Origin of the sequence: Kitasatospora sp. NPDC059462, assembly GCF_042749955.1 — a bacterium.
In the GTDB taxonomy this organism is placed as follows: domain Bacteria; phylum Actinomycetota; class Actinomycetes; order Streptomycetales; family Streptomycetaceae; genus Kitasatospora.
Genome location: NZ_JBHYUU010000028.1, coordinates 12,373 through 37,041 on the forward strand (window position 1 = coordinate 12,373; position 24,669 = coordinate 37,041).

Below are 24,669 nucleotides of genomic sequence, written 5' to 3' on the forward strand. Positions count from 1 at the left end.
AGCCGAGGGTTCCGCTTCCGGTTCCCCTCCCGTTCCCGTCCGGAGGTCCGCCCGCCGTCTCGCCGTCCGCCGTGTGGCTTTGACGGAGCATCAACAGACGCGGTGGCGCGGACGGAGAAAGCCGAAGGTGCCGGATGTCTGATTACATGTGCGCCATGACTGATGTGATGAGCACTCAAGGCCAGTTCCCGGGTGCCGCCGGGGAGTCGGAGCGGGCCCGCAGGCTTCGCAGCCTGGGCCTCGACGAGCCCACCGCGGACGAGGCCTTCGACCGCTTCGCCCACCTGGCCGCCAGCATCACCCGCGCCCCCATCGCGATGGTCAACTTCATCAACGACGAGCGCCAGATGTTCCGGGGGCTCTACATTCCGCCAACCTCCCCCGACATTCCGGCCGACGAGGGCTCCTCCTGGGCCGACCGGGGCATCGCTTTCGACCTGCCGACCCGTCAGATGCCGCTGAGCCACGGCTTCTGCCCCCACGTCGTCGCCCAGCGCTCCCCCCTCGCGCTGGACGACATCCTCGCCTACCCCCGGTTCTCCGGGAATCCGGTCGTCGACGAGCTGGGCGTGCGCGCGTACCTCGGCGCCCCGCTGGTCGACGACACCAACACCGTCATCGGCACCGTCTGCGTCCTCGACCGCGAACCCCGCCAGTGGGGCCGCGAGCGCCTGCGCGACATCCAGCACCTCGCCGAGGCGCTGCTCTCCGAGATCCGGCTGCGTGACAACCTGCTCGCCCAGCAGCAGGAGATGTTCGCGGCCTTCGACGGCTCGCCCTTCCCGATCATGCTCACCGACGGCCCCGGCCAGGAGATCCGCTACGCCAACGCCCAGCACGCCGAGGTCTTCGGCGCCCCGGCGGCGTACGGCACCATCGGCCAGGCCTACCCCCAGCTCGGCGCCGCCGGCCTCCAGCAGGCGGTCTCCGAGGCCTACCGCACCGGCCGCGCCACCGTCCTCAACGACGTGCGCGTCCAGTCCCTGCGCCCCGATGCCCAGCGCGGCCAGCAGATCTTCAGCTTCACCAGCAGCCCGCTGCGCGCCGTCCGCACCGGCCAGGTCAGCGGCGTGCTGACGGTCGGCATGGACGTCACCGCGCAGTCCCGCACCGAGGAGGAGCTCGGCACCCTGGCCGCGCTCCTGGTCGACCGCCTCCAGCAGAGCGGCGGCGCCTCCGCCGTCCGCCCGGGCACCGGCGGCGGCGACACCGGGCTCGTCCTGCCGGCCTGAGCACGGGCCGCCCGGACCACCCGGTCCGGTCTCCCACCCGTTCTCGTGGTACCGCTCGACCCTGCACCACCCGGCACGACCCAGCACCACCCAGTACCGCCCAGCACCACCCGGTACCGCCCAGCACCACTCGGAACCACCCGCTCCACCCGCTCCACCGCGTCCGCGACGGCTCCCGCCACCGCGGCGGGGCGCCTCTCACCCCCGAGGAGAGGCCCCCCGCCACGGTGCAGTCCCGCCGGACGCCGTCCGCGTCGAACGCCGTCCGCGTCGACGCCCATCGGGTGAACGCCCGCCGTCGCTCCGCCGTCCGGGTGAAAGCCGTCCGGGTGAACCGCCGGGCGCCCTCCCGCCGCACCCGCCCGCACGGCACGGCCGGTGGTAGGCATGGGCCGCATGCAGTGGTTCGCCGCCCCCGAGTACTGGCTCAGCAGACTGCTCGTGCAACGGCTGCTGGCCGCCCTCTACCTCACCGGCTTCCTCGCCGCGGCCCTCCAGTTCCGCGCCCTCCTCGGCAGCCGCGGCATGCTCCCCGTCCCCCGCTTCACCGCCCGGGTCCCGTTCCGCCACGCCCCCGGCCTCTTCCACCTCCACTACAGCGACCGCTTCTTCGCCGCCGTCGCCTGGAGCGGCGCCGCCCTCTCCGCCGCCCTCGTCGGCGGCCTCGGCGACGTAGTCCCGCTGTGGACGGCCATGCTCTGGTGGGCGGCGCTGTGGGCCCTCTACCTCTCGATCGTCAACGTCGGACAGACGTGGTACTCGTTCGGCTGGGAGTCGCTGCTGCTGGAGGCGGGCTTCCTGGCCGTCTTCCTCGGCAACGCCGACACCGCCCCGCCCGCCCCCGTGCTCTGGCTGCTGCGCTGGCTGGTCTTCCGGGTCGAGTTCGGCGCCGGGCTGATCAAACTGCGCGGCGACAGCTGCTGGCGCGACCTGACCTGTCTGCGCTACCACCACGAGACCCAGCCGATGCCCGGCCCGCTCAGCTGGTTCTTCCACCACCTGCCCGACCCGCTGCACCGCGTCGAGGCGGCCGCCAACCACCTCACCCAACTCCTCGTGCCGGTCGGCCTGCTGCTCCCGCAGCCGGTCGCCACCTACGCCGCCTGCGTCGTCGTCGCCACCCAGCTCTGGCTGGTCGCCTCCGGCAACTTCGCCTGGCTCAACTGGCTCACCATCGCCCTCGCCCTCGCCGCCGTCGACCCCGCCCGCCTCGGCCTGCCCGTCCACCCGCGCGCCTACGCCGCCACCCCCGTCTGGTTCGAGGCCCTGGCGCTCGCCCTCACCGCCGCCGTCCTCGTCCTCAGCTACTGGCCGGTGCGCAACATGGTCTCCCGCCGCCAGGTCATGAACCGCTCCTTCAACCGCCTCCACCTGGTCAACACCTACGGCGCGTTCGGCAGCGTCAACCGGACCCGTCAGGAGGTCGTCGTCGAGGGCACCGACGACGCGGTGGTCACCCGGCACAGCGTGTGGAAGGAGTACGGGTTCAAGGGCAAGCCCGGCGACGTGCGCCGCCTGCCGCGCCAGTACGCCCCGTACCACCTGCGGCTCGACTGGCTGATGTGGTTCGCCGGCATCTCGCCCGGCTACGCCCGGCCGTGGTTCCTGCCGTTCGCCGCCCGGCTGCTGGTCAACGACCCGGACACGCTGCGCCTGCTGCGCCACAACCCCTTCCCGGACGGCCCGCCGACCCACGTCCGGGCGACCCTGCACCTGTACCGGTTCACCGATTGGCGCGAACTGCGGCAAACCGGCGCCTGGTGGCACCGCACGGCGCTCTACGAATACCTCGCGCCGGTCGACCTCGCGACCCTGGCCCGCGCCGGCCACCGGCCGCCGCCCGCGCAATAGGCGTACGGCGACCGCCGGTGTACGGCGACCGGCCCACGGACGACCACCCGACCGGCCCTCCCGGGTGGCGTCCGGGCGGGCGGTACGGCACGCCACACCGGCCCGAGGGGCGGTGGGTGCGTGCATGGCTCGAACGGGCACCCGTATTCTTGGCCTCCGACCGGCAGCCCGACCGCGCGCCCCCCGGCCCTCGCTCCGAGACCCACCGCGCACCCGGACCGCCACCCCCTCGCCGCCCGTCCACGCCCCCGCCGCAGCCGCCCAGAACCGGACCTCACATGACAGTGCTTCACTCCCGCAACGCCGACGCGGCCGACGCAGCCGGCTCCGCAGACGTCAAGGACACCACGGACACGGACACGGACACCAAGGCAGCCACGGAGACCGCCGACACCACGGACACCTCGGACACGACGGACACGACGATGGACACCACGCACACGACGGACGTCGCGGACACCGCGGCCGCGGCCGACACCGACCTCCGCGAGGACCTCGGCCGCTACGCCGAACTCGGCGCCTTCACGCTCACCACCGAGGCCCACCCCTGGTACGCGGCCCTCGACACCGTCGCCACCCCCGAGGACGCCCGCGCCGCGTCCACCGTCCTCGCCGAACTGCGCGGCCACGACCTCCAGCAGGTCTGGGAGGACGTCACCACGCTCGCCGCCGACGTCAAGCTCGACGCACCGGACACCGTCGGCAAGACCGCCGTACTGGTCGAGATGCTCCAGCTCGTCCGCCGCACCTCGGCCGTCCTCGCTCCCGCCGCGTACGACGCCGACCTCGAATCCCTGATCGCCGCCACCGCCGACCGCAACTGGCGGCGCGAGCGCGGCGTCAAGCTCTCCTGGCTGCGCGGCCGCTCCCTGCGCAAGCAGGCCGCCGCCCTCGCCGCCACCAGCACCGGCCGCCCCCGCGCGCAGGACCTCCACGAGGCCCTTGCCTCCGCCGAGGTCGAGCGCCGCGCCTGGACCGCCCTGGCGCCCTCCGGCACGCTGCCCACCGCGCCGTCCGACGCCGACCTGGCCCACCGTACGGCGCAGACCTTCGAGGCCGTCAACACCGGAGTGCGCGAACTCGCCCGCCTGCTGCCCGGCCAGGACCTCGACGCGCTGTCCTTCCCGGACCTGATCGACCTGGTCGAGCGCCTCGCCGCCGACGAGGGCACCCTCTACCGCCTGCCCACCCTCCGCGGCCTGCGCACCACCCTGGAGGAGGCCGGCCTCGCCGAGCTCCTCACCGAACTCGCCGCCTCCCACGCCGACCGCCGCGCCGCCGAGGCCGCCTACACGGCCCGCCAGGCCCTGGCGGGCGGACAGCGCGACGGCCTGACGCCGGAGACGGCGGAGGAGCCGGAGGCGGTCGCCACCGGGACGCCGGCCGAGGCGGAGGAGGAGCCCGAGGCGAAGGCCGAGGCGAAGGCGGAGCCGGAGACGGCGGACGCGGAGACGGCGGCGGAGAACCCGGCCGAGGAGCAGCCGCTCACCGTCACCCTCCCCGCCCCCTCGCCGGCCGCCGACGACCTGGTCGGCATCACCACCGCCCCGCCGGCCCAGCCCTCCGCCCCGGACGCCGAGACCATCGACCCCGCCGAAGCGGAGGCCGAGGAGACCCTCGAGCCGGCCGTCGCCGCCGTCGCCGTCACCGCCGAGGACGACAGCGCGCCGGAGCCGGTGGCCGCTGCTGCCGAGGTGGAGGCGGAGCCTGCCGCGAAGGCCGAGGCCGAGCCGGTTGCCGAGGTTGCGGTCGAGGTTGTTGCGGAGCCGGTGGCGGAGGCGGTCGTCGAGACCGAGCCCGCCGCGAAGGCCGAGGCCGAGGTCGTTGAGGATGTTGTGCCCGAGACGGTCACCGAGGCACCCGTCGAGGCCGAGCCGGTGACCGAGGTTGCCGTCGAGGATCTTGCGGAGCCCGTTGCGGAGGAGACCCCCGAGCCGGTGGCCGCTGCTGCCGAGGTGGAGGCGGAGCCTGCCGCGAAGGCCGAGGTCGAGCCCGAGGTCGAGCCGGTTGCCGAGGTGGCGGTCGAGGTTGTTGCGGAGCCGGTGGCGGAGGCGGTCGTCGAGACCGAGCCCGCCGCGAAGGCCGAGGCCGAGGCCGAGGTCGTTGAGGGTGTTGTGCCCGAGGCGGTCACCGAGGCGCCGGTCGAGGTCGAGCCGGTGACCGAGGCTGCCGTCGAGGATGTTGTAGAGGCCCCGGTCGAGGAGCCGGCCGAGCCGGTGGCCCTTGCCGCCGAGGTGGAGCCGGAGCCCGTTGCGAAGGTCGAGGCCGAGCCCGAGGCGTCGGTCGAGCCGGTTGCCGAGGTTGCGGCCGAGGTTGCTGCGGAGCCCGTCGCGGAGGCCCCGGCCGAGGATGACACCGCGCCGGAGCCGGTGGCGGAGGTCCCGGCCGCCAAGGCCGAGGCCGAGCCCGAGCCCGAGCCCGAGCCGGTGGCCGAGGCCGTCGTCGAGTCGTCGGCCGAGCCGGTCACCGAGGACGCCGTCGAGGTCGCTGCGGAGCCCGCCCCCGAGGCCCCGGCGGCAGCCGAGACCCCCGAGCCGGCCGTCGGGACCGCCCCCGGGGCCGGTGGGCGGACGGAGAAGCCGGACTTCACGCCGGGGCGGCCGGTGACCGCGTACTCGGCGGAGGAACTGCTCGCGATCGTGCGCTGGGTCGACGGCGACGGGGTCGAGCGGAGTGACGAGGAGCTGCTGCGCGCGGCGATGAAGGAGCTCGGCTTCGCCCGCCTCGGGCCGCGCATCAAGGAGGCGCTCGGCGGCGCCGTCGCGGCCGCACGCGGCTGACACGCACGACGGAAGGCTCCGGGTGGCACGGTCGTTCACCGGCCGCGCCGCCCGGGGCCTTCCCGCGTGTCCACCCACCGAAATCCGATTGCCGCACAACCGTGGGCCGTTGAGACTCGGCGAGGGTCGGCCGGTCGGACGGGCGATCCGACCGACCCCGACCGAGCGGAGCCCGCCCGTGCCCGACGTCCTGCGCCCCCGCGCCCTCGCCCCGGGCGACCTCGTCGCCGTCGCGGCGCCCGCCGGACCGCTGGAGGCCGACGCCGTCCCGCTGCTGGAGCGCGGCGTCGCCACGCTCACGGCCATGGGGTTCCGGGTGCGCCGCACACCGCTGACGGAGCCGGGGCGCCGCCGCTGGTGGGCGGCGGACGGGCCCGACGCGCAGGCCGAGGAGTTCAACCGGCTGCTGCGCGACCCCGAGGTCCGGGCGGTCGTCGCGCACACCGGCGGGCAGGCCACCGCCGGCTGGCTGGACCGGGTGGACGTCGACGCCGTGCGCGCCGACCCCAAGCCGGTGCTCGGGTGCAGCGACGTCTCGCTGCTCCTGCTCGCGCTGCACGCCCGCACCGGCCTCGCCGCTCTGCACGGCGACATGGCGACCTACGGCCTCGGCGGTTCGTGGCACGCCGCCCCCGGACCGACCGCCGCCACGCTCACCGGTCTCTACCGCCGCGCCCTCACCGACCCGGCGGTGCCGCTCGGACCGCTCCCGGAACTCCGCACGTCCGGCGACGGCCGGGAGTGCTGGCGGCCGGGACGGGCCTCCGGGCCGCTGCTCGGCGGCCTGCTCGGGCGGCTGGTCGCGCTCCAGGCGACGCCCTGCGCGCTGCCCGCCGAACGCTTCGACGGGGCAGTGCTGTTCTGGGAGGAGGTGGAGCGTCCGCTCTCCGCCGTCTGGCAGGACCTCCACCTGCTCCGGATGTCCGGCGTGTTCGACCGGATCGCCGCCATGGTCGTCGGTGTCCCGCACCTGGTCACCACGGCCGGCTGCGCGGACGACGCACCGGCGCCGTCGCTGCGCGAGGTCGTGCTCGACGTGCTCGGCGACCGGCCGCTGCCGGTGCTCGGCCGGCTGGAGCTCGGGCACGCCGGCCCCAACCTGCCCCTGCCGCTCGGCGTCCGCGCCACCGTCGACGCCACCGCCCGCACCCTGAGCCTGGACGAGCCGGCCGTCGCCCCGCGCCGACCGAGCCACCGGGGGCTGTCCGGACTGTCCTGAAGGCGTGGCGGTCTGGGAGCATGGGGCGATGGATCACGATCGACAGACGATCTCCTCGGGCTCGCCGCTCGAACCTCGGATCGGATTCTCCCGGGCGGTCCGCAAAGGGGCGCACGTCGCGGTCGCCGGGACCGCTCCCCTCGGGGACGACGGGACGACCGTGGGGCCGGGCGACGTCCACGCCCAGACCGTCAGGTGTCTCGACATCGCGGAAGCCGCGCTGAAGGCGGCGGGCGCCTCGCTGGGGGACGTCGTGCGGACCCGCATCATGCTCACCGACGTGACCCGCTGGAGGGAAGCCGCGCGGGCGCACGGCGAGCGGTTCGCGTCCGTCCGCCCGGCCTGCACCTTCGTCGAGGTCTCACGCTTCATCGATCCCGAGTGGCTCGTCGAGGTGGAGCTCGACGCCATCCTCGACTGACTCCCGATCACGCCTGCCCCGATCACGTCTGCCCCGATCACGCCTGCCCCGACCCCGAGCCGCCCCGCCCCACCCCGAGCTGCGCCGCCAGCACCGTCGGGGCCTCCACCAGCGACGGCCCGTACCAGGTGAGGTGGCGGCCGCTCACCAGGGCCGCCGGGACGCCGGGGAAGGCCTCGGGGCCGTCGTCGGCGGTGAAGCGGTAGGGCTCGTCCGGCAGGACGACCAACTCCGGCCGGGCGGCGAGCAGTTCGGGAAGCGGGACGGCAGGGTAGCGCTCCGGGCGGGCCGGGTCCTCGGCGTGCGGCAGGTGCAGGCCGAGGCGGCGCAGCAGGTCGCCGGCGAAGGTGTCGTGGCCGAGCACCATCCAGGGGCGGCGCCAGATCGGCACCACCGCCCGCCGGGCCGGACCGGGCAGCGGGCGGACCGCGGCCCAGGCGGCCTCGGCGGCGTCCAGCCAGGGCGGGCGGGGCAGGCCGCAGCCCGCGGTGAGCAGCCGGTCCAGTGAGCGGACCGCCTGGTCGAGGGTGCGGACGTCGGTGACCCAGACCGGCAGGCCGGCCGCCCGCAGGGCGTCCAGGTCGGGGCGGCGGTTCTCCTCGTCGTTGGCGATCACGAGGTCCGGGGCGAGTGCCACGATCCGGGCGACGTCCGGGTTCTTGGTGCCGCCGATCCGGGGCACGTCCAGGTCGGCGGGGTGGCTGCACCAGTCGGTGGCCCCGGCCAGCAGCCCGGGGGCGGTGGCGGCGACCGCCTCGGTGAGCGAGGGCACCAGCGACACCACCCGGCGCACCGGCCCCGGGCCGAGCGGCACCGCCGACCCGAGGTCGTCGACCGCCGGGGGACCGCCGGGCGCGTGGAGGGACGTCATCGCACCACCCTAACCACCCCGGCCGTCATCGCACCGTCACCCGACCGCTTCCCGGATGCCGCCCGTACGGGCAAACTCACGGGAACCGGCCGGGCACAGTGGCCGACTACTGGTCCGGGTTCACCGGACGGACCCGAGCACAACCATTGACCAGGAGAGTTTCTGATGCGCCCTCGCGTCTTCTGCGGTATCGCGGCCGCCGTCGCCCTGTTCACGACGGCCTGCTCCGGCGGTGGTGACGGGGCCGGGGACGCCGCGGGGGGCGGCGGGAGCACGCAGCAGGCGGGGGCCGGCGGCGCGTTCCCGGTCAAGGTGGCCGACTGCGCCGGCAAGGAGACCGGCGTCAAGCAGGCACCGCAGCGGATCGTCACCAGTGACGCGGCCGGGCTGGAGATGCTGCTCCAACTCGGCGTCGGCGACCGGGTCATCGGCACCGGGTTCCCGCCCGGGAAGGGCAGCCTGCCGGCCGCCGTGGCCGACCAGGGCGCCAAGGTGCCGGTGCTGGGCGACACGCTGATCCCGAAGGAGAAGCTGCTCGGCTCCGGCGCCGATCTGTACGTGGACACCTTCGGGCCGATGCCGGGGATGGGCGCGGCGGGCGCCGGGCCGAGCGAGGAGGAGCTGAAGGCGGTCGGCATCCAGCACGTGCTGCTGCTCTCCACGGCCTGTGCCACCGGCCCCAAGGCCGCCCAGGGCCCGCGCACCGACCTCGCCGCGGTGGAGGAGGACGTCCGCCGCCTCGGCGCGGTCACCGGGACGGCCGCCCGGGCCGAGGAACTGGTCGGTGCGATGGAGAAGCAGATCACGGACGTCAAGAACGCCACCGCGGGCGTACCGGAGGCGCAGCGTCCCGGGTACTTCCTCTTCGACTTCGATGCCGGTACAAAGCAACCGATGGCCGTCTGCGGCAAGCAGGTCGCCAACGCCGTGATCACCCTGGCCGGGGCTCGCAACGTGTTCGCCGACTGCGACGCCGACTTCCGGCCCGTCTCCTGGGAGGACGTGGTGGCCAAGAACCCGGACTGGATCCAGCTCGCGGTGCGCAACCGCGGCAGCGAGGAGGCGACCCGCAAGGCGTTCGACGAGGCCGAGGCGTTCCTCAAGGGATTCCCGGCCACCCAGGGGCTGAAGGCCGTGCAGGAGGGGCACCTGCTGCGGATCGGTTCCGAGGCCACCACGATCGCCGGGACCCGCACCGCCGACACGGTGCGGCAGATCGCCGCGGCGGTCCACCCGACGCTCGTCAAGAACGGGCAGTAGCCGATGGCCGGGGCCACCACCGCCACCACCGGTGCCGCGGGCACCGCCGTGCGGCGCACACGCGTCCGGGCGCTGCCGGCCGGACCGCTCGCCGCCCTGCTCACCGTCGCCCTGGTCGTGGCCCTGACCGCCGCCGTGTCGCTCGGCGCGGTGGACATCCCGCCCGGCGAGGTGTGGGAGGTGGTCGGGCGCCGGATCACCGGGCAGCGGCCGGCGGCCGGCACCCGGGACCTCATCGTCTGGCAGCTGCGGGTGCCACGCGCCCTGCTGGCGGCCGTCGTGGGGGCCGGACTCGGTGTGGTCGGCACCGCCGTGCAGGCGCTGGTCCGCAATCCGCTCGCCGACCCGTTCCTGCTCGGCATCTCCTCCGGGGCCTCGCTCGGCGCGGTCGGCGTGATCGTGCTCGGGGCCGGCCTCGGCCTGGAGCTGACCATCGGCGGGATCGCCGGGATCACCGTCTCGGTGGCGGCCTTCCTCGGCGCGCTGGCCGCGTTCTCGCTGGTGTGGCTGCTGGCCCGGCGCGGCGGCGGGTTCTCCCCGTTACGCCTGGTGCTGGCCGGCATCGGCATCGGCCAGTTCCTCACCGGCCTCACCAGCTACCTGGTGCTGCAGACCGGCGACGAGCAGCAGACCCGGGGCGTGCTGTTCTGGCTGATGGGCAGCCTGAGCGGGGCCACCTGGGGTCAACTCGCCGTGCCCGCGGTGGCCGTGGTCCTCGGCACGGTCCTGCTCCAGGGCCGCGCCCGGGGGCTGAACGCGATGCTGATGGGCGACGAGACGGCGGCCGGCCTCGGTGTGGACGTGGCCCGGCTGCGCCGCGAGATCTTCGCCGTCACCAGCGTGCTCACCGGTGTGCTGGTCGCCGTCTCCGGGGCGATCGGCTTCGTCGGACTGATGGTCCCGCACGTGTGCCGGATGCTGGTCGGCGGCGACCACCGCCGGCTGCTGCCGCTGTCCGCCCTCACCGGCGCGGTCCTGCTGGTGGTCGTCGACCTGCTCGCCCGCACCGCGCTGGACGGCCAGGAGGTGCCGATCGGCGTGGTGACCGCCCTGCTCGGCGCGCCCACCCTGCTCTACCTGCTGGACCGACGACTGGAGCGGAATTGAGAATCGCCGTCGAAGACGTGAGCGTCGCCCTGGCCGGGCGGACCGTGGTCGCCGGGGTCCATCTGGTGGCCAAGGAGGGCGAGATCGCCGGCCTGGTCGGTCCCAACGGCAGTGGCAAGTCCAGCCTGCTGCGCACCGTGTACCGGCATCTGCGGCCGAGTGCGGGGCGGGTGCTGCTGGCGGGGCGGGAGCTGTCCGGGCTGAGCCCCGCGCAGTCCGCCCGGCACATCGGAGCGCTGCCCCAGGAGCGCGGCGGGGACTTCGAGTTGACCGTCCGCGAGGTGGTCGCGATGGGCCGCACCCCGTACAAGCGGGCGTTCGCCAAGGACGACGCCGAGGACCACCGGCTGGTCGCCGAGGCGCTGGAGCGGGTCGGCATGGCGCACGCGCCGGACCGCCGGTTCGCCCAGCTCTCCGGCGGCGAGCGCCAGCGGGTGCTGCTGGCGCGGGCGTTGGCCCAGCAGCCGGACGTCCTGGTGCTGGACGAGCCGACCAACCACCTGGACGTCCGGCACCAGGTGGAGCTGCTGGCGCTGCTGCGCGAGCAACGGCGCACCACGCTGGTCGCGCTGCACGACCTGAACGCGGCCGCCTCGGTGTGCGACCGGCTGCACGTGCTGCACCGCGGCACGCTGGTCGCCTCGGGGGAGCCGCGCGAGGTGCTGACCGCGGAGCTGCTCGCCGAGGTGTTCGGGGTGCGGGCGGCGGTGGTCGACCACCCGTTGACGGGTGACCCGTTGATCGCGTTCGACCACCGCACGCCGGCCGGGGCGCCGGAACCGGTGAACACCCCCGGTCCCGGCGGCCCCGGGGCGGGGGACCGGGTGTTCACCGAACTCCCGGTCGCCGCCGCCCCGGTCCGTACCGAGTGTCAGGAGGTCTCGTAGTGGCTCGGGCGGCCGTTGCGCTCGACCAGCCGGCCGGTCTTCGCGGCCTCCTCGCTGCGCAGCAGCTCCCAGCCGCCGTCCTGGCGGTGCAGCACCGAGGAGTGCCACGGCGTCATCCACATGTCCGCGTGCTCCAGCAGCCGGATGCCGAACTTCAGCACACCGACCTTCTGCGGGTGGATGGAGAGCCGGAAGGAGCGGGGGTGCTGCTCGGCGATGAGGTCGCCCCAGGCGCGGCTGCGCTGGATGACGCCGTAGGCGCGCTGGCGGCAGTCCTTCTGCAGGGCGGACTTGGTGCCGGTCCAGCCGAAGGTGTCCTCGGTGAGGAAGCGGGTGATGCCGCGATAGAGCTTGGCGGTCTCCTCGTCGGTCAGCACCTGCTCGCGCAGCTCCTCCTTGGTGGGCGCGTACTGGGCGTGCACCCGGGCGCGCTTCTCGTCGAAGGGCAGGTCGCCGAGGACGGCCCGCAGGTCGAAGGTGTCGAGGTGGGTCAGGCCCTCGCGCTCGATCAGCGCGGACAGCTCGTCGGAGTACTGGTCGATGTGGTCGTCGGGGACGTGGATGAGGTCGCCGAAGATGTGGCCGTCGGAGCAGATCAGGATCTTGGCGCCGGGCTCGTAGATCTTGCCGATCTGCTGGGCGAGGCCGTTGAGGAAGGTGAGCGAGAGCCGCTCGCCCTCGTCGGGCAGGTGGCCGAGCACCTTGGCGAGGTTGGGGGACTTGCAGGGGAACCCCGGCAGGGTGAACAGGATCGGGTCGCCGGCCGTGATGAAGTCCGCCAGCTGCTCCATCTGGAGCGGGAAGTCGGCGGGCACGGCGTCGACCTCGGGGTCGGAGGCGCGGCGGTGCGGGAGCAGCAGGTCGAGGATCTCGGCCGAGAGCCGGGTGACGGTCTGCTGGTCGGGCACGGTGTACCCGGTGGTGCTGTGCGCGGTGGTCACGTTGCTCTCGTGGCTGTCGGCCTGGGAGTTGCTGGAGTCGGTGGTGACGGTGCCGGCGCGCGGCATGGTGGTCCTCCATGGAACGTCGAACGGGCTTCGGGCAGGCGGAGCCACGCCCCGGCGGTGTTCGCCGGGACGCTGTGGTGGGTGCAGGGAGAGGCGTGGTCGGCCCTTCGGAGGTGCTCAGACCCGCCGGTCGTAGGCGACCGGGAGCCGGTTCACCCCGCGGGCCAGGACGGCGGGCACCCAGGCGAGCGCGTCGATGCGCTCGTCGTCGGCGACCGAGGGCCGCAGCCCGGGCAGCCGGGTGAGCAGGGTGCCGATGGCGATCTGGAGTTCGGCCCGGGCCAGGGCGGCGCCGGGGCAGAAGTGGATGCCGTGGCCGAAGGCCAGGTGGGCGTTGGGGGAGCGGTCGAAGTCCAGGACGTCGGTGTCCGTGAACTGCTCCTCGTCCCGGTTGGCGGCGCCGAGCGAGACGATCACCGAGTCGCCGGCCGGGACGGTGGTGCCGTGAAGGTCGCTGTCGGTGGCGAAGAAGCGCCAGGTGGTCAGCTCGAACGCGCCGTCGTAGCGGAGCAGTTCCTCGATCGCCCGGGTGAGCAGGCCCGGCTCGGCGCCGGGGTTCTCGGGGTCGAGGGAGGCGCGCAGCCGGTCGAGCTGCTCCGGGTGGCGCAGCAGGGTGATCAGCATGGTGGTGATCTGGTTGGTGACCGGCTCCTGGCCGGCGACCAGCAGCTGGAACACCATCGAGTCGAGCTCCTCGGGGCTCAACTCGCCGGCGTCGCAGGCCGCGACGAGCCGGCCGAGCAGGTCCACGCCCGGCCCGGCGGGGTCGTGGGTGGCGCGCTTGTGGGCGACCACGTCGGCGATGTAGGTCTGCAGGCCGCGCAGCCGGCCCTCGTACGCCGGTCGGCCCGGGTCCTGCGGGCCGACCGGTTGCACCACCTTGCCCCAGTCGCGGTCGAACTTGACCGCCAGCTCCTGCGGGAGGCCGATCACCTCGGCCAGCACCCGGAAGGGGTAGTGGGCCGCGAATCCGGCGACCAGGTCGCTGCCGCCGGCCGGGGCGGTCGGCGGAAGCTCGTCGACCAGGGCGTCGGCGAGCTCCTGGATGCGCGGGCGCAGGGCCTCCACCCGGCGCGGTGAGAAGGCCTCCAGGACGAGCTTGCGCATCGTGGTGTGCTTCGGCGGGTCCTGGTGCAGCAGGTGGACCTGGAGCTGGGAGTGCTGCGGCTCGGGCATGATCGAGGCGAGCCGGCGCCACTCGTCGTTGCCGAGTTCGTGGTTCTTGCCGAGCCGGGGGTCGTTGAGCGCCTCGTGGGCGGCCTTGTAGCCGGTGACCAGCCAGGCGCCGACGCCGCTCGGGAAGGTCACCCGGTGGACGGGGCCCGCCGCCCGCATCCGCCGGTACAGGGGGTAGGGGTCGCTCTTGTACTCCGGGCCGAACAGCGGCACGGGGTCGGGGAGTTCGTCGTAGCCGAACGGGCAGCGGGGCCCGTCGGGGGCCTCGCCGGACGCGGTCGGCTCGTGGACGGTGTCGGTCATTGCGGATGTTCCTCCGGTGTGGATCTGTGGTGTGCAGGCCCGGTCGTGACGCTGCGTCAGGCCGGGCTGCCGATCGTCCGGTCGTTCTCTTCGTTCGCCGGCGTGCTCCCGGCGGTGCCGGTGGTGCCGGTGGTGCGGTCGGTGGGCTTGGCGCCCCGGTCGGTGCGGTGGTGCAGGGTCAGCAGGGCCACGGCGAGGGCGGCGGCGGCCGCGGCGAGGGCGAGGCCGGCCCGGACGCCGGCGATGTCGGTGGTGCCGTACAGGGTGGCGGCGGTGGCCAGCGCGGGGCCGAGCGCGAAGCCGAGGCTGCGCGACAGCTGGACGGCCGAGCCCGCGGTGGCGAGCTGGTCCGGCGGGGCCGAGGTCATCACCAGGGCCTGGACCGGGCCGCCGTTGAGGCCCATGCCGACGCCGGCCACCGCGAGCCGCCAGGCGATGTCGGGCGAGGACCAGTCGGTGTCCACCGGGATCAGCAGCAGCATGCCGAGGGCGGTCACGGCGGCGCCGGTGAGCGCGGTCGGACGGGCGCCCCAGCGGTCCGCGAGCCGTCCGCCGAAGCGGCCGGCCACCACCATGCCGAGCGGGAACGCCAGCATGGTGAGGGCGGTGGCGGTCGCGCTCTCGCCGTCCTCCCGGCGCAGGTACTGGGCGAGCAGGAAGTGGTTGGCCGCGAAGCCGGCGGCGAGCGCCAGCACCGAGCCGTTCACGGCGGCGGTGCCGGAGGTGCGCAGCACGGTGGCGACCGGGCGCCCGCCGGGGCGGCGCAGCCAGAACAGCAGCAGCGGCACGGAGGGCAGCGCGAGCAGCAGCCACAGCGGGGCGTCGGGGGCGAGGGTGAGGCCGAGCAGCACGGCGGCGATCGCCGAGCCGATCAGCGCGGCGTCACCGAGCGACCCGCGGTCGGGCAGCCTCAGCCGCCCGCCGCCGCGCGGGGCGTCGCGGTGGGCGATCAGCCAGGCGGCCAGGCAGATCGGCAGCTTGACCAGGAAGATCGCCCGCCAGCCGACGTGGTCCAGCAGCAGGCCGCCGATCACCGGGCCGAGCACCGCGCCGAGCGGGCCCAGGGTGGCGGGCACGCTCATCGCCCGTCCGCGCAGCTCCGGGCGGACGGCGGTGGCGGCGAGCACCGGCATCAGGACGAACAGCACGGCGCCGAACGCGCCCTGGGCGAGGCGGGCGGCGATCAGCCAGCTCGCCCAGGGCGCCGCCGCGGCCAGCGCGCTGCAGAGCGCGAAGCAGCCGACGGACAGCAGCAGGGCGGCGCGCAGGCCGACCTGGTCCAGCCACCGCCCGGCGGGCAGCAGCAGGGCGACCAGGGGGAGCTGGTAGCCGAGCACGGCCCACTGGGCAGTGGTGGGGGAGACGTCGAGGGCGTTCGCGATGTCCGTGAGCGCGAGGTTGACGACGTTCATGTCGAGCATCGCGACGAAGGAGATCAGGCCTGCGGCGAAGACCAGACTCCACCGGTCCACCACCCCGGCCGAGTCGTCACCCGGTGTGCCGGTCGCGGGCGACTGCTGCGTTGCCATGGGTCATCCTCCGTTCCCCCGTGCTGTCCGGACGCCACCTCGGCGGCGGCGTCCGGTACAGCAGTCGGAGGCACTCGGGCCCCGGTTCCGAACAGGTGGGGGATTTTTACGGCTTGGCCGGATCATGACGACGGTGGCCGATCTTGCCCGCCCGCCCGGAGCGCCCGTCGCGGGCCCCGGGCGGGCGGGGCCGCCGGGGTGACGACCGCCCGGCGGGTCTCAGCCGACGGCCGCCAGTTCGGCCGCCGAGGCCGCTGCCGGCTCCCCGGCCTCGGCCGCCCGCAGCCGGGCTATCAGCTCCTCGCGCGCCCGGGCCACCCGGGAGCGGACGGTGCCGACCGGGCAGCCGGCCACCTCGGCGGCCTCGGCGTAGCTCAGCCCGACGACCTGGGTGAGCACGAAGGCCTCGCGGCGCTGGGCGGGCACCCGGTCCAGCAGGTCGCCGAGCGCCACACCGTCCTCGAAGCCCGCGGCGGGCGCGGTGCCCTGCCGCTCGGCGGCCTCCTGCCAGTCCGGCAGTGCGGCGCAGCGCGGCCGGGCGGCGGCGGTGCGGTAGCGGTCGATGACGGTCCGCCGGGCGATGGAGAGCAGCCAGGTGCGGGCGGAGGAGCGTCCGGCGAACCCGGGCAGGCTGCGCAGGGCCCGCAGGAAGGTCTCCTGGGCGAGGTCGTCGGCGGACTGCACGTCGGTGAGGTGGGCGACGAACCGCCAGACGTCCCGCTGGGTGGCCCGGACGAAGGCCTCGACGTCGGCGGACCGGCCCTCGCGGGCGGCCAGCGCGAGCGCGGTCAGCTGGTCGTCATCCACGACGGCCCCCCACCCGGTCGGTCCCAGCTCGGAGAAGGTGCGGGACGATGGTCATATGAGATGCGCGCAACTCCGTACCGCTCTGTCCGCCCGCCTCGACGGCGAACCGGCCGGTGTGCCGGACCGCCGGCTGGACAAGCACGTCGCGCGGTGCGCGGCCTGCCGGGAGTGGCTGGAGCGGGCGGAGCGACTGCGCGCCCCGCTGCTCGCGGACGGGGCCGACGAGCCGTCGGCGGAGTGGACGGCCGGGCTCCTCGCGCGCATCGGGGGCCTCGGCGGGGAGGACGCCGGCGCGGTCGAGGACGGTGGAGCCGAGGAGGGCCGCCCCGGGCAGGGGGGCGGCGGGCGGACGCGGTAGGACGGTGGCGCCGGGCGAGGCCGGTGCGCCGTCGAAGTCAGGCATGAAGAGGTCCTGAGAAGAAGACGGGGTGCGGTGCCGCTGCGGGCGGCACCGGCGGCGTCGGTGGGCGGCCGCGCGGCTCCCGGCCCCGGCCGGCAGGGCGGCGGGGACGGTCGGCACGCGCGGGCCCGGGCCCCGGCGGCAGCGGCCTCCGTCGGCACCGGCGGCTGTCCCGCTCCCGGCGCACCGGCCGCCCGTGGCGGCCCCGGCCTTCCCGGCGCACGGCACGGGAGGGCGGGGAGCACGGTCGGCCGGCGCTCGTCCGGGGCGGGCGGCGGTACCCGGCGGCGCGGCTGCGGCGCGGGGCGACCTGCCCACCGCGCGGCGGACACCGGCGGTGTCCGCGGACGGCGGCGGGCGCGTCAGCGGGCGAACGCGGCCACGGGAGGTCCACGGCGGGCCAGGGCGTGCGCGAGCAGCACCGACCGCGGCAGCCGGGCCCGGTGGCCGACGGGTCTGGGCGCGTCGGGCGGCCGGAAGCCGGTCGAACGGGTGAACAGCACGAGCAGCGGCGTCAGCAGCGCCCCCGCCAGCACCGAACCCAGCGCGCCGAGCAGGTCGAACAGCCGCACCAGCGCGGTCTCACCGCGCCACAGCAGCAGCGCGCAGGCCAGTGCGGCGACCACGTGCGCGGTGATCATGCCGGTGGACATGCCGTGCGCGGCCATGTCGTGGCCGCCCATGCCGTTCGACCCGCCGGCTCCGGTCATGCCGGTCATCCCGCTCATCCCGTGCCCGGCCATCCCGGACGCGGACGCGGAGCCGGAGCCCGGCACCGGCGTGCCCGCGGCGGCCGTGAGGTCGGCGGCGGGCGCCGCCCCGTGGGTGTGGGCGACGGCGGCGGCGCCGGTCGGCGGGACGTCCGGGTCCAGCCCGGCCATCAACGCCAGGTCGTCCGAGGACAGCCCGGTGGGCGTCGCGTCCGGATTGCACAGCAGCAGCGAGGCCCAGTCCGTCGCCGGGGCGCCGGCGAGGCCACCGCCCCCGAACAGCGAGCCCGCCTGTTCGAACGTCAGGTGCAGCCCGGTCTGCGCGGCCACCATCCAGCAGCTGATCACCGTGAGCCCCCGGCGCCGGCCGGCCAGCAGCCAGGTGAGGCCTAGGGTGAGACCGAACGCGCCCGCCAGGACCGGGGCCGAGACCCCGGAACCGGCCATGGTGACGTGCGCCGTGGCGGCCAGCGCCACGCAGAGCGCGGCGAAGACCACGGCGCGCAGCGAGCGGATCCGGTCGGTCATCACGATGACACTCATCGTCGCACCCGCCTCCGCCGACCTGTACCGCACCCTCCGGTATTGGCCGGTTCCGCCCCTGTCGGGGCATGTCCGGGCACCTGGGGGCCGCTCCGTCCGGGCAAGCCGTTCGGGCACCCGCCCCGCCCCGGGGCCGGTGGGGGCGCTGGTGGGAGCGGTGACGGCGCGGTGGCCGGATCCCGACGGTGCGCGGGCGACCACGGTGCGCAGCGTGCCGGACTGGTCCCGGAAGAGATGTTCTTCATGCCGTCATATCGGTTTGACACCTCCGTGCAGATACGTACTGAATGTGACGCCCCGAATGTGACGGCGCACACACAGGACGGGTGCCGACGACGACAGGCGACAGGCGACAGGAGACGGACCCGGCATGGACACCACCGCACCCGAGGCCGGCACCGCACCCGGGGCCGCCGTGCCCCCGGCACCCGGAGCCGCGGACGTCGATCTCGCCGACCCCGCGTTCTGGGGGCTGCCCGACCGGGACCGCGCCGCCGCCTTCACCGTGCTGCGCCGCCTGCCCGCCCCGGCCCGCTTCGGCGACGCCCCGGGCTTCCACGCCCTCGTCCGGCACGCCGACGTCGTCGAGGCCAGCCGCAATCCCGCCGTCTTCCTCAGCGGACCCGGCGTCACCACCCCCGAACCGGCCCGCTGGGTGCGCCTGCTGTTCGGCGACTCGATGGTGAACCTGGACGACCCCCGGCACGCCCAGCTGCGCCGCATCGTCTCCCGCGCCTTCACCCCGCGCCTGATCTCCCGGGTGGAGGACGACATCCGCCTGGTCGCCGCCGAACTGGTCGACCGCGTCGAGCGCGAGCGCCCGGCGGACTTCGTCAAGGCGGTCGCCGCCGAACTCCCCTTCCGGGTGATCTGCAACATGATGGGCATCCCCGAGGAGCCCCGTCGCGCCGTCCTCGACCAGATCGACCACGCCTCCGAGCACACCGGCGTCCGGCGCCCGCTGCTCCGGCGGATCCGGATCCCCGGCCGCGGACTGCGGGCCCTGGCCCGGATGCAGGGCATGGTCGCCGAGCTCGGCCGCGAACGCCGCCGCCGGCCCACCGACGACCTGATCTCCGCCCTGGTCACCGCCGACGTCGACGGCCGCCGCCTCACCGGCCGCGAACTCGGCGCCTTCTTCTCCCTGCTGCTCGTCGCCGGCGTCGAGACCACCCGCAACGCCCTCGCGCACGGCCTGCACCTGCTCACCACCCACCCCGACCAGCGCGCCCTGCTCCTCGGCGACCTCGACGGGCGGCTCGGGGGCGCGGTCGACGAGATCGTCCGCCACTCCACGCCGATCATCCAGTTCCGCCGCACCCTGGCCGTCGACCACCGGCTCGGCGGCCCCGACGGGCCGCTGCTGCGGGCGGGGGAGAAGGTGGTGCTCTACTACGGCTCCGCCAACCGCGACGAGACCGTCTTCACCGACCCCGAGGCCTTCGACATCACCCGCAGCCCCAACCCCCACCTCGGCTTCGGCGGTGGCGGGCCGCACTACTGCCTCGGCGCGCACCTCGCCCGGCAGGAGATGAAGGTGCTCTACCGGGAGCTGTTCACCCGGCTCCCCGAGGTCCGCTCGCTCGGCGAACCGGAGTTCGTCCCGTCCAGCTTCGACCACCGGATCCGCTCGCTCCGGTTCACCTTCTGACCCCCGCCCCGGCCCCTCACCCCTCCGCAGCCGGCTCCCAGACGGCGTGGTCGTGCGCGAACAGCACCCGGCGCGGCCCGAACTGCGCCAGCCGGTCCAGCCAGGCCGGGTACCCGGGCAGCGGCGCGCCGACCACCCCCTCCCGGGCCGCCCGCCGCGCCAGCGCGGCCGCACCGAACGCGGACGCCGTGTCGAACGCCTGGCCGGCCAGCACCGTGCAGCCGTCCGGACCGGTCACCACCAGCGACTGGTGGCCCGCGGTGTGACCGGGCGTCGGCACCACCCGCACACCCGGCCACACCTCCGCCTCCCCGTCCAGCTCCCGGTGGCGCACGCCCGGCGGGTCCACCAGCGCGTCGATCGTGTAGCCGCCCGCCCGGGCCTGGGCCAGCTCCACCGCCTGCGTCCACACCGGCACCCCGGCCAGCAGCGGGTTGCCGCCGCAGTGGTCGAAGTGCAGATGGCAGTTGACGACCGCGGCCACGTCCCTCGGTGCCGCACCCGCCGCCGCCAGCGCCGCCGTCAGCGGCCGCCGCACCGGGCGGTAGTGCGCGTCCGCCTCCGGATCGCCCTCGCCGAGACCGGTGTCGAACAGCAGCAGCCCCTCCGGCCGGCGCACCAGGTACGCCAGCACCGGCTCCACCCGGGGCTCCGGATTGTCCGCCTCCCTCGCCGGGCGGACGAAGTAGCCGAGGTCGAGCCGCCGGATCGCGGACGCCGGGCCGGGGCGGGACCCGTTCATGCTGCTCCTCCTGAGGGGCGCGGTGGCGGACGTCACTGCGTCTACCCACCACGCGGAGCACAATGCCGACATGACCGACCGTCCGCTCCCCGCACCGTCCGGCCCCGACGACCCGCTCCCGCCGCAGGCCGACCTCCCCACCGCCGACGCCTGGCGCGCCCTCGGCGGGCCGGCCGCGCTGCTGGAGCGGGTCTCCTTCCACGGCCCCGACGCCGTGCTGCCCTCCCGGCTGCCCGTCCGGCGCCTCGCCCGGGCCACCGTCGCCGCCTGCTCGCTGGCCGCCGCCGAACTCGCCGCGCTGCGCTGCGGCGGCGCCGTGCCCCGGGTGCGGATCGACCAGGGCGCCGTCGCCACGGCCTTCGTCAGCGAGCGCCACCTGCGGATCGACGGCCGCGCCCCGGTCTCCTTCGCGCCGCTCTCCGGCTTCTGGCCGGCCGTCGACGGCTGGCTGCGCACCCACGCCAACTACCCCCACCACCGTGACCGGCTGCTCACCGCCCTCGGCCTGCCCGGTGACACCGGGCCCGAACGGCTCGCCGCCGTGCTGCGCGAGCTCCCGGCCGCGGCCGTCCAGGAGCGCGCGTACGCGGCGGGGGCGCTCGCCGTCGCGGTCGCGCCGGTCCGGGACACCGTGCTGCCGCTGGTCGACGTCCGCGCCGTCGACGAGACCGCGCCCCGCCCGCTCGCCGCCGCCCCCGTCCCGGCCTCCGCCTCCGTCGGGCAGCCCGCCGCAGGGATCCGCGTCCTCGACCTCACCCGGGTGATCGCCGGCCCGGTCGCCACCCGCACCCTCGCCCTGCTCGGCGCCGAGGTGCTGCGCCTCGACCCGCCGCGCCTGCCCGAGGCCGACGACGCCCACGCCGACACCGGCTTCGGCAAGCGCTCCGCCCGGCTCGACCTCGCCGACGGCGCCGGGCGGGCCGCCTTCGAGGAGCTGCTCGCCACCGCCGACGTCGTGGTCACCGGCTACCGCCCCGGCGCGCTCGACGCGTACGGGCTGGCCGCCGGGGCCCTGCTCGCCCGCCGGCCGGGCCTGGTCGTCGCCGAGCTGAACGCCTGGGGCTGGACCGGCCCGTGGGCCGGGCGGCGCGGCTTCGACAGCCTGGTCCAGGCCGGTTGCGGCATCGCCGCGACCGAGGCCGGCGCCGACGGCCGCCCCGGCGCCCTGCCCGCCCAGGCCCTCGACCACGGCACCGGCTACCTGGTCGCGGCCGGTGTGCTGCGCGCCCTCACCGAGCAGCGCACCGGCCGCCCCGGCGGGCGCCACCTGCGCTACTCCCTGGCCGGCACGGCCTCCTGGCTGCTGCACGGCATCGCGCCCACCGCCGACCCGCACCAGCCGCCCAACGAGGAGCGCCACGACCCGGCCCGGTGGCTCACCGAGACGGACGCGCCGTACGGCCGGCTCCGGTACGCGCTGCCGCCCGTCGGGTACGACGGCGCCCCGGCGGACTGGACCCGCCCACCGGGGCGCTGGGGCACGGACGCGCCGCGCTGGGCCTGAGGGCGGCCGGCCGGTTCAGACGCCGGAGGGGATCTGCTCGGCGGTGCGGTGCACCTGGAACGCCGTCACGATCTCGATCAGCCCCAGGATCACCAGCCAGCAGCCGGCCAGCACGGTCAGCGCGGTGATCGAACCGGCCGGCCAGACCATCAGCAGCACCCCGGCCAGGGTGTTCGCCGCGCCCGCGAAGGCCTGCCAGCCGCGGGCCGGCATGGCCTCGTCCGAGAGGGCGGCGGCGATCTGCGTGATGCCGCGGAACAGCCAGCCGATGCCGATCCAGATCGCGAGCAGCAGCACCGACTGCGCCGCGCTGCGGAAGCAGAGCAGGCCGAGCAGCACGCAGATCGCGCCGCTGATGAACGCCAGCACCCGCATCGCGGTGGCGGCGTGCGTGCCGAACGCGGCGACCAGCTGCACGATGCCGATGACCAGCAGGTAGAGGCCGAACAGCACGCCGACCACCAGCAGCGTCTCCTCCGGCCACACGAACACGACGATCCCGAGGCCCAGCGAGACGAGTCCGGCGACCAGCAGGACCTGCCAGGCGGCCTTGGCGAGCAGCCCGAGCGGGCCCCGGACCGGGGAGCCGTCGGGGGTGATGATCGGGGAGACCACAGGGCGTCCTCCAGGGGAGCGGACGCCCCGGCGTGTGCGCGGGCGCCCTCGGCGTGCGGGTTTCGGGCGCTCCTCACAATCGCCCCACGCGCCCGCGTCCGCGCGTCGGATGCACCCGTTCGGGCGACCCGGCGGGTTTCCCCCGGGATTCCCCCGGGATTCCCGGAACGCCATCTGGGCCTCATGTGCCGTCGATAGGATCCGGCGATATGACTTCTGAAGGGTGGGGGACCCCTCCGGTCGAGCCGATCAGCCAGCACTACATCGTCTGCGGCGGCAATGCGCTCGCCCACCGCCTGGCCCACGAACTCGTCGAGCACTACGACGTCCCGGTCGTCGTCCTCGTCCCGGACCGCGCCCGCGACCACGCGCCCCGGATCGAACAGCTGGAGGGCGTCGCCGCCGTCGTCGAGTACAGCAGCGTCACCGAGGAGGCCCTGCGCGCCGTCCGGGTGGAGACCGCCCGCGGCATCGCCTTCGTCGACGGCAACGACCAGGAGAACATCCACGCCGCGCTGTCCGCGCAGGGACACAACCCCGCCATCCGCATCGTCCTGCGGATGTTCAACCAGCGGCTCGGCGCCAACATCGAACGCCTGCTCAGGAACGGCACCGCGCTGTCCGGCTCCGCCACCGCCGCCCCCGCCTTCGCCGACGCCGCCCTCTCCCGCCCCAACTCCGTCCAGGTCGGCGACCGCTTCCTGCACATCGCCTACGACGACGACATCCAGTCCGACCGGCTCTGCATCGTCGCCGACCGGATCGACCGCCAGGACCTCGGCCGGATCCGGCTGCTGCCCGAGCAGGAGGGCGACTCCGCCTCCTTCGTCCGGCTGGCCAGCGAGTTCGGCGACGACGGGCCGATCCGCTCCGCCGCCGAGGCCCGCCGCGCCGCCGAGGCGTCCTCCGGCGCGTCGTCCGACCCGGCCGGGCCCGGCGGCGGCATCGCCGCGCTGCAGACCCTGCGCAGCGAGCCCGCCGTACGGATCGCCTGGTGGCGGCGGCTGCGCTGGCGGCTGCTCGACACCCTGCGCTTCTTCACCAGCGCCCGGCTCCGGGTGGTGCTGATCACCGCGCTGGCCGCGGTGCTGCTCGCCTTCGCCCTGCTCTGGCACCTGAACGGCAACTTCGCCTGGACGCTCTACACCTCGCTGCTCGACCTCGCCGGCGCCGCCCAGCCGGACCAGCCCGGCGAGGCCGGCGGAACCGGCGGCACCTGGCAGCGGGTCGCCCAGGTCGTGATCACCTTCTGCGGCATCACCTTCGCCCCGGTCGCCACCGCCATCATGGTCGAGGTGCTCGCCTCCGGCCGCCGCGGCCAGCACCGCAACCCGGGCGCCGGCACCCGCGACCACGTCGTCGTGGTCGGCCTCGGCAACGTCGGCACCCGGGTGGTCAGCCGGCTGCACGGCCTCGGCGTGCCGGTGGTCGGCCTGGAGAGCGACCCCCAGGCGCGCGGCATCTCCGCCGTGCGCGCGCTCGGCGTCCCGGTGGTCGTCGACGACGGACCGCTCGCCGAACAGCTGCGCCGGGCCCGGCTCAAGCACAGCCGCGCGGTGGTCGCGGTCAGCGGCGACGACGCCACCAACCTGGAGGCGGCCCTGGAGGCGCGCGCCGGACGCCCCGACGTCCGGGTGGTGCTGCGGCTCTTCGACGACAGCTTCGCGAGCCACGTGTACGCCACGCTGGACAACGTGGCCTCGCGGTCCACCTCCTACCTCTCCGCCCCGGCCTTCGCCGCCGCGCTGATGGGCCGTGAGGTGCTCGGCACGCTCTCGGTGTTCCGGCACGTGCTGCTGATCGCCGAACTGCCGGCCGAGCTCGGCAGCGGCCTGATCGGCCTCAACCGCCACGACCTGGAGGACGGCGGCGGCGTGCGGGTCCTCGCCGTCCGGCTGGCCCGCAGTCCCCGGATCTACCAGTGGCGGTACGCCGACCGCAGCCGCGTCCTGGAGCCCGGCGACAGCGTCGTGGTCGCCGCCACCCGCAGCGGCCTGGCCCGGCTCAACACGGCGCTGGTGGCGGGCAACTGAGCCTCCGTTGGGGGCGGTGAC

The 24,669-nt window shown here is 75.3% G+C and carries 20 protein-coding genes; 12 read left to right on the forward strand and 8 right to left on the reverse strand.

Translation table 11 applies throughout. The features are described from left to right. Positions 1-155 precede the first annotated feature (155 nt). The 5 genes from ACFXAM_RS10715 (at position 156) to ACFXAM_RS10735 (ending at position 7,503) form a co-directional block, all read left to right on the forward strand. Entirely contained in the window at positions 156-1,232 is a 1,077-nt protein-coding gene (locus ACFXAM_RS10715; protein ID WP_380289583.1) for a GAF domain-containing protein, read from the forward strand. A 396-nt stretch (positions 1,233-1,628) separates the two neighbouring features. Further along, positions 1,629-3,083, forward strand: a complete 1,455-nt coding sequence (locus tag ACFXAM_RS10720) for a lipase maturation factor family protein (protein WP_380289664.1) — start codon at positions 1,629-1,631, stop codon at positions 3,081-3,083. Between the two features lie 278 nt (positions 3,084-3,361). Beyond that, the gene (locus tag ACFXAM_RS10725; RefSeq protein ID WP_380289585.1) at positions 3,362-5,863 is read left to right on the forward strand and encodes a hypothetical protein; all 2,502 of its coding nucleotides are present in this window, start codon (positions 3,362-3,364) and stop codon (positions 5,861-5,863) included. Positions 5,864-6,041: 178 nt separating this feature from the next. After that, a complete protein-coding gene (locus tag ACFXAM_RS10730) occupies positions 6,042-7,082 on the forward strand; it encodes an LD-carboxypeptidase (protein WP_380289587.1) in 1,041 nt (346 codons plus the stop codon). Positions 7,083-7,110: 28 nt separating this feature from the next. Continuing rightward, positions 7,111-7,503 (forward strand): RidA family protein, encoded by a 393-nt coding sequence (locus ACFXAM_RS10735; protein WP_380289589.1) that lies wholly within the window; start codon positions 7,111-7,113, stop codon positions 7,501-7,503. 37 nt (positions 7,504-7,540) lie between these two features. On the opposite strand, the gene ACFXAM_RS10740 is transcribed toward ACFXAM_RS10735, so the two are convergent. After that, positions 7,541-8,374 (reverse strand): helical backbone metal receptor, encoded by an 834-nt coding sequence (locus ACFXAM_RS10740; RefSeq protein WP_380289590.1) that lies wholly within the window; start codon positions 8,372-8,374, stop codon positions 7,541-7,543. A gap of 165 nt (positions 8,375-8,539) precedes the next feature. Here ACFXAM_RS10740 and ACFXAM_RS10745 point away from each other — a divergent pair, with 165 nt between their 5' ends. From ACFXAM_RS10745 to ACFXAM_RS10755, 3 genes are read left to right on the forward strand one after another with little or no spacing between them, the layout of a single operon-like run. Further along, positions 8,540-9,634: an ABC transporter substrate-binding protein gene (locus ACFXAM_RS10745; protein WP_380289592.1), complete on the forward strand. Its 1,095-nt coding sequence runs from the start codon at positions 8,540-8,542 to the stop codon at positions 9,632-9,634. 3 nt (positions 9,635-9,637) lie between these two features. After that, entirely contained in the window at positions 9,638-10,741 is a 1,104-nt protein-coding gene (locus tag ACFXAM_RS10750; protein WP_380289594.1) for a FecCD family ABC transporter permease, read from the forward strand. Further along, positions 10,738-11,628, forward strand: a complete 891-nt coding sequence (locus ACFXAM_RS10755; protein ID WP_380289596.1) for an ABC transporter ATP-binding protein — start codon at positions 10,738-10,740, stop codon at positions 11,626-11,628. The genes ACFXAM_RS10750 and ACFXAM_RS10755 overlap by 4 nt, the downstream gene beginning before the upstream one ends. Here ACFXAM_RS10755 and ACFXAM_RS10760 read toward each other — a convergent pair. The 4 genes from ACFXAM_RS10760 to ACFXAM_RS10775 form a co-directional block, all read right to left on the reverse strand. Next, positions 11,613-12,635: an L-tyrosine/L-tryptophan isonitrile synthase family protein gene (locus ACFXAM_RS10760; RefSeq protein WP_380289598.1), complete on the reverse strand. Its 1,023-nt coding sequence runs from the start codon at positions 12,633-12,635 to the stop codon at positions 11,613-11,615. The genes ACFXAM_RS10755 and ACFXAM_RS10760 overlap by 16 nt on opposite strands. A 117-nt stretch (positions 12,636-12,752) precedes the next feature. Beyond that, a complete protein-coding gene (locus tag ACFXAM_RS10765; protein ID WP_380289600.1) occupies positions 12,753-14,114 on the reverse strand; it encodes a cytochrome P450 in 1,362 nt (453 codons plus the stop codon). A 56-nt stretch (positions 14,115-14,170) separates the two neighbouring features. Further along, positions 14,171-15,643, reverse strand: a complete 1,473-nt coding sequence (locus ACFXAM_RS10770; RefSeq protein WP_380289602.1) for an MFS transporter — start codon at positions 15,641-15,643, stop codon at positions 14,171-14,173. Between the two features lie 219 nt (positions 15,644-15,862). Next, positions 15,863-16,450, reverse strand: coding sequence for a sigma-70 family RNA polymerase sigma factor (locus tag ACFXAM_RS10775; protein ID WP_380289604.1), 588 nt, complete (start codon positions 16,448-16,450; stop codon positions 15,863-15,865). Positions 16,451-16,505: 55 nt separating this feature from the next. Here ACFXAM_RS10775 and ACFXAM_RS10780 point away from each other — a divergent pair, with 55 nt between their 5' ends. Beyond that, on the forward strand, positions 16,506-16,808 hold the full coding sequence (locus tag ACFXAM_RS10780; protein ID WP_380289606.1) for a zf-HC2 domain-containing protein: 303 nt from the start codon (positions 16,506-16,508) through the stop codon (positions 16,806-16,808). A 404-nt stretch (positions 16,809-17,212) separates the two neighbouring features. On the opposite strand, the gene ACFXAM_RS10785 is transcribed toward ACFXAM_RS10780, so the two are convergent. Further along, positions 17,213-18,103: a hypothetical protein gene (locus ACFXAM_RS10785; protein ID WP_380289608.1), complete on the reverse strand. Its 891-nt coding sequence runs from the start codon at positions 18,101-18,103 to the stop codon at positions 17,213-17,215. A gap of 370 nt (positions 18,104-18,473) precedes the next feature. Between ACFXAM_RS10785 and ACFXAM_RS10790 the strand changes: the two genes are divergently transcribed. Then, on the forward strand, positions 18,474-19,754 hold the full coding sequence (locus ACFXAM_RS10790) for a cytochrome P450 (RefSeq protein ID WP_380289610.1): 1,281 nt from the start codon (positions 18,474-18,476) through the stop codon (positions 19,752-19,754). A gap of 16 nt (positions 19,755-19,770) precedes the next feature. On the opposite strand, the gene ACFXAM_RS10795 is transcribed toward ACFXAM_RS10790, so the two are convergent. Continuing rightward, positions 19,771-20,496, reverse strand: a complete 726-nt coding sequence (locus ACFXAM_RS10795; RefSeq protein WP_380289612.1) for an MBL fold metallo-hydrolase — start codon at positions 20,494-20,496, stop codon at positions 19,771-19,773. A 70-nt stretch (positions 20,497-20,566) separates the two neighbouring features. Between ACFXAM_RS10795 and ACFXAM_RS10800 the strand changes: the two genes are divergently transcribed. Continuing rightward, the gene (locus ACFXAM_RS10800) at positions 20,567-22,000 is read left to right on the forward strand and encodes a CoA transferase (protein WP_380289614.1); all 1,434 of its coding nucleotides are present in this window, start codon (positions 20,567-20,569) and stop codon (positions 21,998-22,000) included. Between the two features lie 15 nt (positions 22,001-22,015). Here ACFXAM_RS10800 and ACFXAM_RS10805 read toward each other — a convergent pair whose 3' ends face one another. Continuing rightward, positions 22,016-22,615, reverse strand: a complete 600-nt coding sequence (locus ACFXAM_RS10805) for an HdeD family acid-resistance protein (RefSeq protein WP_380289616.1) — start codon at positions 22,613-22,615, stop codon at positions 22,016-22,018. 209 nt (positions 22,616-22,824) lie between these two features. Here ACFXAM_RS10805 and ACFXAM_RS10810 point away from each other — a divergent pair, with 209 nt between their 5' ends. Then, positions 22,825-24,648, forward strand: coding sequence for an NAD-binding protein (locus ACFXAM_RS10810; RefSeq protein ID WP_380289618.1), 1,824 nt, complete (start codon positions 22,825-22,827; stop codon positions 24,646-24,648). Positions 24,649-24,669 lie beyond the last annotated feature (21 nt).